Source organism: Bifidobacterium apis (assembly GCF_036986835.1).
Lineage (GTDB): Bacteria > Actinomycetota > Actinomycetes > Actinomycetales > Bifidobacteriaceae > Bombiscardovia > Bombiscardovia apis_A.
In genome coordinates this window covers 496611-508985 of the sequence record NZ_BTXD01000002.1, presented here as the reverse complement: position 1 = coordinate 508985, position 12375 = coordinate 496611, and the positions used below count along the sequence as shown (strand labels likewise).

The 12375-nt window shown below is 61.4% G+C and carries 9 protein-coding genes and 2 tRNA genes; 9 read left to right on the top strand and 2 right to left on the bottom strand.

Annotation, left to right across the window (positions count from 1 at the left end):
* Positions 1-456: 456 nt before the first annotated feature.
* A complete protein-coding gene (locus AACP62_RS05820) occupies positions 457-3195 on the top strand; it encodes a hypothetical protein (RefSeq protein WP_339347008.1) in 2739 nt (912 codons plus the stop codon).
* Positions 3196-3248: 53 nt separating this feature from the next.
* Here the strand turns inward: AACP62_RS05820 and AACP62_RS05815 are convergent.
* Together AACP62_RS05815 and AACP62_RS05810 are read right to left on the bottom strand one after the other, a co-directional pair.
* Positions 3249-3329: transfer RNA gene (locus AACP62_RS05815), tRNA-Leu, on the bottom strand.
* Between the two features lie 40 nt (positions 3330-3369).
* Positions 3370-3442 (bottom strand) — tRNA-Thr (locus tag AACP62_RS05810).
* 122 nt (positions 3443-3564) lie between these two features.
* Between AACP62_RS05810 and AACP62_RS05805 the strand changes: the two genes are divergently transcribed.
* The 8 genes from AACP62_RS05805 to AACP62_RS05770 all read left to right on the top strand — a co-directional run bounded on the left by AACP62_RS05805 (position 3565) and on the right by AACP62_RS05770 (position 12368).
* Positions 3565-4689: a mannose-1-phosphate guanylyltransferase gene (locus AACP62_RS05805; protein WP_339347006.1), complete on the top strand. Its 1125-nt coding sequence runs from the start codon at positions 3565-3567 to the stop codon at positions 4687-4689.
* A gap of 129 nt (positions 4690-4818) precedes the next feature.
* On the top strand, positions 4819-6516 hold the full coding sequence (gene pgi / locus AACP62_RS05800; protein WP_198178747.1) for a glucose-6-phosphate isomerase: 1698 nt from the start codon (positions 4819-4821) through the stop codon (positions 6514-6516).
* 222 nt (positions 6517-6738) lie between these two features.
* The gene (rplS, locus tag AACP62_RS05795; protein WP_024627419.1) at positions 6739-7110 is read left to right on the top strand and encodes a 50S ribosomal protein L19; all 372 of its coding nucleotides are present in this window, start codon (positions 6739-6741) and stop codon (positions 7108-7110) included.
* 145 nt (positions 7111-7255) lie between these two features.
* Positions 7256-8020: a signal peptidase I gene (lepB, locus tag AACP62_RS05790; RefSeq protein ID WP_198178749.1), complete on the top strand. Its 765-nt coding sequence runs from the start codon at positions 7256-7258 to the stop codon at positions 8018-8020.
* Between the two features lie 7 nt (positions 8021-8027).
* Complete coding sequence (locus AACP62_RS05785) at positions 8028-8735, top strand: ribonuclease HII (RefSeq protein ID WP_045935060.1); 708 nt, start codon at positions 8028-8030, stop codon at positions 8733-8735.
* Positions 8736-8773: 38 nt separating this feature from the next.
* Entirely contained in the window at positions 8774-9895 is a 1122-nt protein-coding gene (locus AACP62_RS05780) for a LacI family DNA-binding transcriptional regulator (RefSeq protein WP_045935061.1), read from the top strand.
* Between the two features lie 102 nt (positions 9896-9997).
* A complete protein-coding gene (locus AACP62_RS05775; RefSeq protein WP_198178751.1) occupies positions 9998-11611 on the top strand; it encodes a xylulokinase in 1614 nt (537 codons plus the stop codon).
* A gap of 64 nt (positions 11612-11675) precedes the next feature.
* Positions 11676-12368, top strand: coding sequence for an L-ribulose-5-phosphate 4-epimerase (locus AACP62_RS05770; RefSeq protein WP_198178753.1), 693 nt, complete (start codon positions 11676-11678; stop codon positions 12366-12368).
* Positions 12369-12375: the final 7 nt, after the last annotated feature.

The window sequence follows — 12375 nt, the reverse complement described above, 5'->3', positions numbered from 1 at the left end:
CTTTCCATGACAAGGTGGTCTCCACCTCCAACCCGGACCAGCCAGATGAAGACCATAAACGGTTGTGAAATACCGCTCGTGAGACACCCTATGGGAATCCTTGATAATGCTTGCAATTCCAGTGCTCCTGGAGCATGTATGGAAAAGGCGAAGATGCTATTTTTTTATCTCTATGATAGAGTCTAAACAGTTGGGGACAAATGAAAAAGCAAAGTAGAGCTGCTCTGGCGAATAATTATATCTTGATTTGGGGGTATTGGATTGAAGCGATTACAAGAACGGGACGCTAAGGGTTCACAGCGTGTGAGCCGTCCGATAATTGCCGTTCTGGTAACCCTTCTGGCGACGCTGGCCATGGTTATTCCGTTTGGGCTGAGCGCCCTTTCGGCCAATCGGGCCAATGCCATCGATGGACAGGACGAAACGGCCAGCAGAAAACCCCTGCTCTATAGGATGATGGCCTTCAACGACAGGATCGATGCCTACCAGGATGAGCTGCGCATGGACTTCATCCTGCGCGTGAAGCACAATGAATTTAAGCCGGATTGTGTCGGTGTTGGTGGGACTGACACCAAAAATCCGTCACAATGCAATTTATCTTTCATATATCAGTTTGTTGGTTCCGAAAACCCTGACTATTACAGGCGCGTGCGGTATATGAACACTATCACCCCGGATGATTACGTAGACAGCAATAAAAATGCCTACGCTTATGATGGTGCCTTAGCCTGGGCCAGGAACCAGGCTGAGTTCTTCACCGTTCATAAGATTATCAATTCTGGTTTGTATGACTACCTGACCATATCCATCGAGGGTGATATGAACATTAAGGATACGTCTACAGATCCCGCAAAATTTGCTGTTGGCGGTCACCCCGAGCCCTTGAATGTCTTTGCCATCGTTGGTGACCAGAACAAGGCCCTGTCTTGTGGCAATTCTTCCTGGTCCTGGACTACCAATAACTGCACAAATTTCGATCCGGCTTCCATGAGTGATTTACAGGCTCAGGATAGATATTCAAATATCACAGCGAGCATGTCCCAGGATAAACAGATGAAAGTGTATATGGGTTACTGCTTGGACAGCAAAGAGGATATGAAGTGCAGTGGCCCGTATTCCTGGGTCGGTTGGGACTACAATCCAAATCTCTACCAAAACAATCAGGCTAATTGGGGTATGGTGACGGATTACGGTTTTCCTGATTATAAGAGCAATGTTACTGGGCCAATCGCCGGTACTGCTCCGGGCACAGCACCGGCACGGTCTTTCTTCGTATACTGGCTGAATCCGCGTGGCAGTACAAATGACAATCCTGATGGCATATGTTCTGAGACCAATTCGTATTATTACCAGTGGGTGGCTCTGAAGGATAGCGAGTGGGTGCCTGTCGATGAGCTGACCCCCGAGCCGGTCCTGGTGACAGGCCAGCAGCCGTCTCCCAATACGGCGACTACCACGACCAGCAAGGCGGCCCAAGTCAGTAAGTATTCCGCTTTCAACGTGAGTCCGAAGGATCCTCAATATCTCGACAACCCCAACGTGCTGTTTGCCACTGACAAGGATGGCAATCCCATGCCTGCCCAGAAGGCTGACGGCGGGATTGATTTCAAGGTGGCCAAGGAGAAGCAGGATCTTGATGGCTATTTCAAGATGGTCACCTGGCCTGTTACCACCAATCGGGACGGCAGCGCTTGCACCGTAAGTCCTGAAGTGTACGACCCCAAGAGCGCTGGTCTTGTAGGGATAAACGATGGTATGTCCGCCGTGGAGAAGGATACGAATATTTCTGCGGGCTGGACAATCAACAGTGCCTTCTATAAGTATGATGTGCCTCGTCCCGATGATCCGACAATCACCAAGATCGAAAATGACGCTGACAGTGCTTTGGATGCTTCGGGGAGCGTGTATACGACCAAGCTTGATCCGGTAATCAGCGGTGAGTGTACGCCCTCCAAGGATCCTGCGCGTCCCAACAAGGTCGTTCTCTACGGCGAGGATCCCAATAATCCTATTGCGGAGGGGCAGGGCACGAATGGCGATGATCTGGTGAAAAGCTCGGACACATGGGGATTCAGGTTGGGCGAAACCGCATGCGAGGTCGACACCGGTAGCAAGCAGGGGGGTTCCTGGCGGATACACGACACGAACAAGCTGTATCCGTCCCCGGATCCGGGCAACAAGTACAGCGGCTACAGACGTTATCATGCCTGGGTAACTGAGTCTATCTCCGGGTTCGGCCTGACCTCCTTCTTCTCGAATATCGGCACGGCTTATTTCGTCTCAGGCGAGAACGTCCCGGATGCGAGCAAGTTCTCGGTCACCGTGCCCCACACGGTAAACGGGAGTCTCCCGGCGGATTCGGTGGTCACATTCAAGGGTGAGGTGTCGCCCGTGTATACGGCCTGGTCCTCGGGAGGGCTGGGGATGACGGATTCAAGGATGGCTGTTTCCATGAAGCAGAATGCTGACTCGGACTGGACGCCCCTGGTGACCAGTCCGGCCAACACCTTCCAGAGGGATGCGGCGGTCAGCACTGTGTCGTCCGTCGCGGATTCCGCGACAGGTCTTATGCTGGGCTTGACCAAGACGGCGGATTCCACCTGGTCCTGGTCGCTGGATATTCCTGCTGACAAGTTCGCTGGCTACAACGGCAGTGACGAGACGCAGACCTATACCTTCCAGGTTGAGATGATCAACCCGATGAACCTCCGATCGAATCCGGCATCCATCGAGCGCAAGGTCGACATGACGTCCACCACACTGGTCTTGGAGCGGTACGACGTCTTCCAGGTGGCTGGCAAAGCCTACAAGTACGTGGACGGGGACAGGAAGGTTCCCGAGACCAAGGGGACCGCTGTCCGGATAACCTGGCCTGGAAGTGGCAACAACAGCACCGATGTCATTGTGGGGGACCAGGGTTCATGGCAGGCGACTCCGCCCGAGGGTGTCAACCAGGGTGAGTTTACTGCTCAGGTGCTTTCCGACGATGCCGAGGGCCCTGATGCCCAAGGCAGGTTCCAGGGTGGAAACCAGTCGGCCCCGGTGTCGCATGAGCTGGAGTTCCGTCCTTCCAACTCGGCTTTGCCTCTGACCGGCGGATGGCCGCTTTCGGTGCTCAAAATCCTGTCGCTTATGGCGTTGGGCCTGGTCGGCTTCGTGGCCTGCCTGAGGAACAGGCAGGAAAGTAGGCACTGACCCCGGCAACATTAGATAGGGCCTGTCCTTGCAGGCCCTGTTCTTAATTCCCGTGCGCGAGATGGGACTCGAACCCACACGTCCGAAGACACAGGAACCTAAATCCTGCGCGGCTACCATTACGCCACTCGCGCGTAAGACATGCCCTGCTGTTGAAAAGGCAGCTGGAGAAAGAGCCACTTGACAGAATCGAACTGTCGACCTTCTCATTACGAGTGAGACGCTCTGCCAACTGAGCTAAAGTGGCCTTCGCCTCCCGTCCGGACCCGCCGGAAGAAGACAACATGCTACATCATACTGGATGCGCGCGATAAAAACGCCTTGGGCTTCGGGCCAAGGGTGTACAAGCTTCTTGACACAATGGAGGGCATGGATCTCGATGATTTCTATGCCGTCATTCCGGCCGGTGGCGTGGGTACCCGGCTCTGGCCATTGAGCCGCCAGGACCGGCCCAAGTTCCTCTACGATCTGTTGGGATCAGGCAGAACAATGATCCAGGGCACCTTTGACCGGCTGGCTGGCATCTGCGGGACCGATCATGTGGTCGTCTCCACTGGCCAGCGGCATGTGGATCAGGTGCGTCAGCAGCTTCCTGATCTGGCTGAGGACGCGCTCTTCGCCGAGCCTGTTCCTCGCGATTCCACGGCGGCCATTGCCCTGGCTACTGCTGTGCTGGCACAGCGGCACGGCGGGGAAATCATCGTGGGCTCCTTCGCCGCCGACCACGTCATCCGAGACGACAAGGCGTTTGCGGCCTCAGTGGGGCAGGCGGTGGCAGCGGCCCGAGCCGGGTATGTGACCACCATCGGTATCGCAGCATCCCGTCCTTCAACAGCTTTCGGCTACATCCACCAAGGCCCCTCCCTGGCCGATCGCATTCCCGGTGCCCCTGATGCCCGCCTGGTCAGCGAATTCGTCGAGAAACCGGATGCCTCCACGGCACAGGCCTACCTGTCCACAGGAGAGTATCGCTGGAACGCCGGTATGTTCGTCATGCAGGCGCAGGTGCTCCTGGACTGCCTTCGTCGTTACAAGCCGGAGCTCCACGCCGCGGTCATGGCCATCGCCCAGGTCTGGGACCAGGGCGGGCAGTCCCGCAGCCAGGCTATGGAGAAGCATTGGCCGGGCATCGAGAAGATCGCCTTTGACTATGCCGTAGCCGAGCCCCTATCGGCGGCCGGCGGCGTGGCGGTTGTTCCCGGGGGTTTCGATTGGGATGACATCGGCGACTTCAATTCAGTGGCGGGTCTGCTGCCGTCCTCCAACAGGCGCAACATCAAGATTCTTGGGGATGCCGACCGGGTCATGTATCTGGATTCCGCTGGAGACATGGTCGTGCCAGGCTCCGAACGCACGGTCGCCCTTCTCGGTGTGGATGACATGATCGTCGTCGACACTCCCGACGCGCTCCTGGTGGCCCCCCGGGCCCGCAGTCAGGAAGTCAAGGACATGGTGGCCAAGCTGGCCCAGTACGGCTGTGACGACATACTCTGAGAGCAATCCGGATCGGTTAAGAAGATTGACCGATTTTGTTGTCTTCTGTCTGCTTTTGTGAGTAGTTTGGGTTACAGAACCGGGTGCTCGTCAGACCGGGCATCACCTCATGAAAGGACCCGAACAACCATGGCCATCAATCCTCCAGTGGACGCTACCAGCACCAAGGCCTGGGCGGCCTTGCACCAGCACTTCGACGACATGCAGCGCCAGGGGATCGATCTGCGCGCATGGTTCGCCAAGGATCCGCAGCGCACCGAAAAGCTCAGCTTCGAGCTGGGTGATCTCTATATCGACCTGTCCAAGAACCTGATTCAGCCCGAGACTCTGTCACTGCTGGCGCAACTGGGCCGTGAGGTCGGCCTTGAGGAGCGGATCGAGGCCATGTTCAATGGCGAGCACATCAACAACACCGAGGACAGGGCCGTCCTGCACACAGCCCTGCGCCGTCCCGAGGAGGATCGCGGCCGACTGATTGTGGACGGTCAGGATGTGGTGGGTGACGTCCGCGACACCCTCAAGCGCATCTATGCCTTTGCCGACCAGGTCCGTTCGGGCAGCTGGACCGGTCTGACCGGCAAGCGGATCACCACTGTGGTCAACATCGGCATCGGCGGCTCCGACCTTGGCCCGGTCATGGCCTATGAGGCCCTGAAGCCTTATGCGGATGCCGGCATCAGCGCCCGCTACATCTCCAACATCGACCCCAACGACCTGGCCGAGAAGACTCGCGATCTGGATCCGGAGACCACACTCTTCATCATCGTCTCCAAGACCTTCACCACCCTGGAGACCCTGACCAACGCCCGCCAGGCCCGCGCCTGGCTCCTGAAGAGCCTGGGCGAGCGTGGCCTGCTGTCCAAGGACGGCGAGGACCTTTCGGCCGAGGCTATCCGCCGGCATTTCATCGCCGTCTCGACCGCCCTGGACAAGGTGCGCGACTTCGGCATCGATCCGGACAACGTCTTCGGCTTCTGGAACTGGGTCGGTGGCCGGTACTCGGTGGATTCCGCCGTGGGCACCTCCCTGGCCATCACCATCGGCCCGGACCGCTTCGAGGAGTTCCTCAAGGGCTTCAACACTGTAGACCGCTACTTCCGCGCCACCCCTCTGGATCGGAACGTGGTGGCCCTGATGGGTCTGCTCAACGTCTGGTATGTCAACTTCTTCGGCGCCCACTCGCACGCCGTGCTGCCCTATGACCAGTATCTGCACCGCTTCCCGGCCTACCTGCAGCAGCTGACCATGGAGTCCAACGGCAAGTCCGTGCGCTGGGACGGCACCCCGGTGACCAGCCTGACCGGCGAAATCTTCTGGGGGGAGCCCGGCACCAACGGACAGCACGCCTTCTACCAGCTGATCCACCAGGGCACCCGCCTGATCCCCGCCGACTTCATCGCCTTCGCCAACACCCCCAATCCGGCCAAGGACGGCGACCAGGACGTGCATGAGCTCTTCCTGGCCAACTTCCTGGCCCAGACCAAGGCATTGGCCTTCGGCAAGACCGCCGACGAGGTCCGCGCCGAGGGCACCCCGGAGGCGATCGTCCCGGCCCGTGTCTTCACCGGCAACCGGCCCACCACCTCTATCTTCGGTGATGCGCTGACCCCGGCCGCCCTGGGCGAGCTGATCGCCCTCTACGAACACATCACCCTGACCGAGGGCACTGTCTGGGGCATTGATTCCTTCGACCAGTGGGGCGTTGAGCTGGGCAAGAAGCTGGCCCGCGAGATTACGCCGGCCATCTCCCGGGACGACCAGGCGTTGGCTGAGCAGGATCAGTCCACAAAGTCCCTGATCGCCTTCTACAGGGCCCACCGCCGCTGATGTCCGGCCGGGCCCATGCAGGTCCGGCTCGTGGTATATTATTGGACAGTTGTTTGCCGGAAGGGTAGCTGCCGCATGGGCTCCCTTCCTTTCAGGTCCAGCCGGATGCCCCGGCGGATCGGCACCCCCGACGGCAGACCGTCGGGTTCCGTCCAGGATCGCCTCCTTTGGTGGTTGCGGTCCATGTCATGGGTCGATGTGCGGCGGCCATGGAGGAACAGCATGAACGCGATTCAGGAATTCGACGCCAGCCACATGAAGCCTGCGGAGCAGATCCCCGACTTCCGCCCCGGCGATACCGTCGAGGTCAACGTCAACATCACTGAGGGCAACAACTCCCGTATCCAGGCTTTCACGGGCGTGGTGATCGCCCGTCAGGGCTCCGGCGTGCGCGAGACCATCCTGGTGCGCAAGGTCAGCTTCGGCGTGGGCGTCGAGCGTCGCTTCCCTCTGCACTCCCCGCAGATCGACTCCATCAAGGTGCTGCGCCACGGCCGTGTCCGCCGAGCCAAGCTCTACTACCTGCGTGGTCTGCATGGCAAGGCCGCCCGCATTGTCGAGCGTCGCGACAACAAGGCCGAGTCCAACAAGTAGGTTTCGACCAGGGCGACCCAGCCCAAGGCTGGCCGCTAACACCCGGGATGCAATTCTCCCGGGTTTTTCCATGCTTGGGTGTGTACGCTATGAGGCATGCGGAACCTGTTCGTGTGTGGGTTCCGGCGGATGACAAGGAGTGGATATGGCCTTTCGGGATGAGGCAGCGACCTCGTCGGGACTCTGGTACCCGGACGGCAGACAGGCCACCTCAGCCCCGGTGCCGCCCCGTCATGCCTTGGACCGCCCCGGTGGACGCGGTTCCACCAGGGGAAGCCACCCGCGGCTGGGTGAACGCGGTTTCCTGCCCGAATTTCTGTTCGAGCTGGTTGCCCTCTTGGCCGTCGTCGCCGTCCTGCGCATATTTTTGTTCAGCATCTACGTCATCCCCTCCGGCTCCATGGAGAACACCCTTGGCGTCGGGGACAGAATCCTGACCACTCATCGGCTGACCAGATCCATGCTGGCCCCCCGCCGAGGGGATGTGGTGGTCTTCACTGACCCTGCCAATTGGCTGGGTGAAGAGTCCACACCCAGCTTCCGTGGCAGTCACCTGGTCAAGCGTCTGATCGGCATGCCCGGCGACACCGTGGCCTGCAAGGGTCATGGCGCCCCGGTCACCGTCAACGGCGTTGCCCTGGACGAGAGCTCCTACCTGCGCCCAGGAGTGGAGCCCAGCTCCTTTGCCTTCAATGTCAAGGTGGACCCTGGTTACGTCTTCGTCATGGGCGACAACCGTTCCAATTCCGCCGATTCCCGTCTGCACAAGGACGACGGCCACAATGGCCTGGTCCCCATGGACAACATCAAAGGCACCGCGCTGCTTACCTATTACCCGGTGGGCAGCTGGAAGCTGCTCAACAACCAGCACAAGGTCTTCGACGCCGTGCCCGAGCCGACGCAGGATTGAACCGGCTGTGAGGCGGATCCTGCCGACCCTGGCCACCGAGGCTGCCTTGGCCGGCCAGGGAGCCGAGTATGTGCTTGGTCTGGATGAGGTCGGCCGCGGAGCCCTGGCGGGTCCGGCCATGGTCGGCGTGGTGGCTGTCCGGTCCGCTGACCTGCCCAATTTGAAGGTCCCTGACGGGGTGGCTGATTCCAAGATGCTGACTCCTGCGCGCCGGCTGGCCATGTACCGTGACCTGGAGGACTGGGCTGCCGGCTGGGCGGTGGGGGCCTGCTCCAACCATGAGATCGATCAGTGGGGCATCGTCCATGCCCTGGGCATCGCCGCCCTGCGTGCGCTGGCTGAATTGGAGCAGGGGATGGACCTGGGGCCTGGCCGCCGTCTGGCCGCCATCCTTGACGGCCCCAATGACTACATCACCCCGGCCGCCGACAGTTTTGACGCCCCCGACCTTCCTGTTCTGCCCAAGGTCTCCACCCAGGTCAAGGGCGACGCCCACTGTGCCAGTGTGGCCTGCGCAGCGGTCATCGCCAAGGTCACCCGTGACCGGCTTATGGTCCGTCTGGCCGCCTCCGACCCCGCCCTGGCCCCATACCAGTGGGAGCACAACAAGGGCTATGGTTCGCCTGCACACCTGGAGGCCATTCGCCGTCTGGGGCCCAGCCGTCTGCATCGGGTCAGCTGGCATTTGCCCTCGTCCGGTCCCGGCAGGGGCTAATATCGGAACGGTCGACACGGCTATCGGAAGAAGGTCACATGCCCGCAGGCAACGGGGGCAGGTCACGGTCCAAGCGCCCCTCCATGTTCGAGGTTGCCCGGCTGGCCGGGGTCTCCCACCAGACCGTTTCCAGGGTCATCAACAATTCCAAGGACGTTTCTCCGGCGACGCGGATCAAGGTCCAGCAGGCCATCAGGAAGTTGGGCTACCGACCCAGCAACTCTGCGCGGGCCCTGGCATCCAGCCGCAGCCGGACCATCGGACTGGTGGCTGGCGGCGTCAGTCTCTTCGGGCCTGTCTCATCGATCACGGCCATCGAGACCGTGGCCCGTTCCCATGGTCTGTTCATGTCGGTCATGATGGTGGACGAGTCAGCTTGTACGCTTGCCGGATTCCAGGAGCTCTGCGGCACCTTCCTGGAGCAGAATGTGGATGCCTTCATCTTTCTGACCCCCACCGACACCATGTTCCAGGCCGCCTGCCAGGTGGAGGTGAGCCAGCCCCGGGTCATCGTCACCTCCACGCATGGCATCACCAGCGTCGAAGAGGCCCTGAGCCGCCGGCGGGGTGAAGGCCGGATAGCCATGACCGGAATCGACCAGTGGGGCGCCGTGCAGCGGCTGGCCCGGCTGCTGGTCTCCCGGGGCCATAGGCGGGTGCTCTATATGGCCGGTCCCTCTCAGTGGCGGGATGCCTCCACCCGACTGGCCTCCTGGAAGGTGGCCTGCGCCCGTTGCCGCATACGCACGGCCGTGGTCCACGCCCGCAGCTGGGAGGCGGGGGAGTCCTACACGCTGATGAACCACCTGATCGATCAGCGGGGCATGAGTGGCACCTCCCTGCCTTCAGCCGTGGTCACCGCCAACGACAACCAGGCCGTGGGCGTGGCGCGGTCCTTGCAGGAGCACGGCATCCGCATTCCCAGTGACATCAGCTTGGTGGGCTTCGACGACGTACCCACGGTTGACAACATGTTTCCGCCGCTGGCCACGGTCCGTCCCCGCTTTGAGGATCTGGGGGTGGCCACCATGCGGCAGGTCCTGGCCCTGCTTCACCAGGGGCAGCCGGTGGACTTCCCGGTCACCCACCACGGTGTGGGGCTGATCCAGGCGGATGTGATCCAGCGTCGGTCCCTGGGCTACGCAGTCGAGCGCATCTGACCACTGTTGGCTCGCATTGAGCGGGCTTGCCTGATGACCTGGTCTCAGTTACAATCGTAAGCAGACTATGTGAGCGTTAACATATCAGGCAAAGGAGCGGACATGGCTGTTGGCGAACAAGGCGTCATCGTAAGCGAACTACAGGAGGGCGCGACCAGTCTGGGCATCGAATTCGGCTCCACCCGCATCAAGGCTGTGCTGATCGACCACGACTACCGGACGCTGGCCACCGGGGACGTCGAGTGGGAGAACCGGCTGGAGGACGGCCTGTGGACATACTCCATGGACCAGATTCACCAGGGTCTGCAGGCGGCATATAAGGCCATGGCCGAGGATGTCCGTCGCCAGTACGGGGTGACGCTGACCAAGATCGGCGCCATGGGGATCTCGGCGATGATGCACGGCTACCTGGCCTTCGACAAGGATGGCCAGCTGCTGGTGCCCTTCCGCACCTGGCGCAACACCAACACCCGCCAGGCCCATGAGGAGCTGTCGCAGGCCTTCAAAATCAATATTCCCGAGCGCTGGTCCATCGCCCACCTCTACCAGGCCATCCTGAACGGCGAAGAGCATGTGCCCAGGGTGGCCTACATCACCACCCTGGCAGGCTACATGCACTGGAGGCTCTCCGGCCGCAAGGTCATCGGCATCGGCGACGCCTCGGGCATGTTCCCCATTGACTCCTCACGCAAGGAGTTCGACAAGGGCCTGCTGGACATCTTCTCCCGACTGCCCCAGGTTCAGGACCAGCCCTGGGACATCCACGACCTGCTGCCTGAGCCGTTGACCGCCGGCAGCGATGCGGGGGCACTGACCGCAGAAGGCGCCGCCCTGCTCGATCCCAGTGGTCAGCTGCAGCCCGGCGTGCCCATGGCCCCGCCCGAGGGCGATGCGGGGACCGGCATGGTGGCGACCAACGCGGTTCGTCCCCGCACCGGCAACGTGTCTGCAGGCACATCCATCTTCGCCATGGTGGTCCTGGAACATCCCCTGCGTGACTTCCACCCCGAGGTGGATCCGGTCACCACACCGGCTGGGGATCCGGCCGGCATGAGCCATGCCAACAATTTCACCTCGGACCTGAACGCCTGGGTTGGACTGTTCGGGGACTTCGCCAAGGCCGCCGGTCTGGACCTCAAGGGAGATGCGCTCTACGCCACCCTGTTCAACCAGGCCCTTCTTGCAGACAAGGACGCCGGCGGACTGATCAACTACTGCTTCTATTCCGGGGAGTTCTTGGCTGGCCTGGAGGAGGGCCGGCCGGTCTTTGCCCGCGGCCCCGAGGGACGGATGACCCTGGCCAACTTCATGCGCGCCCAGCTCTTCTCGGCCTTCTCGCCGGTCACCATCGGCATGGATGTGATGACCCGGCAGGAGCATGTCCAGGTGGACACGATGGTCGGTCACGGCGGCATCTTCGCCACCCCCAAGGTGGCCCAGCGAATCCTGGCCGCCGCCTTCAATGCCCCCATCAAGGTCATGTCCACCGCTGTGGAGGGGGGCGCCTGGGGCATGGCCGTCCTGGCCGACTATCTGGGCCATGCCGACCAGACCCTGGCCGACTACCTGGATGCCAATGTCTTTGCGGGCGTCCAGTCCACAACCGAGCAGCCGGACCCGGCTGATGTGAAGGGCTTCAGAACCTTCTTCGACCGCTTCACCAAGGGCCTGCCCATCGAGCAGGCGGCCGTGAAGACCATTCCCCTGCAGGGATGAGGCCGGGAGCTGAAAACGTCAAGCGGCCGGATCAGCGGGATCGGGCCGGGAAAAGGAGTTGCTGATGGTGTCCTTGGCTGATTATTCGCCCGAGGTGCGCGACGAGGTGAAACTGGTGCGCGAGCAGGTGGCCACCCTGCATGCGCAGCTGACCAGGTGGAATCTGGTGGTCTGGACGGCGGGCAACGTCTCGCAGCGCCTGCGCTCCGCCGATCTGATGGTTATCAAGCCCTCGGGGGTGCGCTATGAGCACCTGACCCCGGGATCCATGGTGGTCACCGATCTGGATGGCAATGTGGTCGACGGAGCCGAGGCTCCCTCTTCGGACACGCTGTCCCACGCCTATATCTACCGGCACATGCCCGAGGTCTACGGCGTGGTCCACACCCATTCCACCTATGCCACCGCCTGGGCGGCCACCGGCAGGGACATTCCCTGCGTGCTGACCATGATGGGCGACGAGTTCGGCGGCCCCGTGCCGGTGGGTCCCTTCGAGCTGATCGGCTCCGAGGCCATCGGCAAGGGCGTGGTCGACACCCTCAAGGATCACCCGGGCTGCCCGGCCGTGCTCATGCGCAACCATGGGCCCTTCACCGTGGGAGCCGATGCCGAGGCAGCGGTCAAGGCGGCTGCCATGACCGAGGAGGTGGCCCACACGGTCTGGGCAGCTGAGCAGATCGGCACGCCCAAGCCCATCGATCCGGCCGACATAGCCAAGCTCAACGACCGGTACCAGCACGTCTACGGCCAGCGCTGAGCTGGAA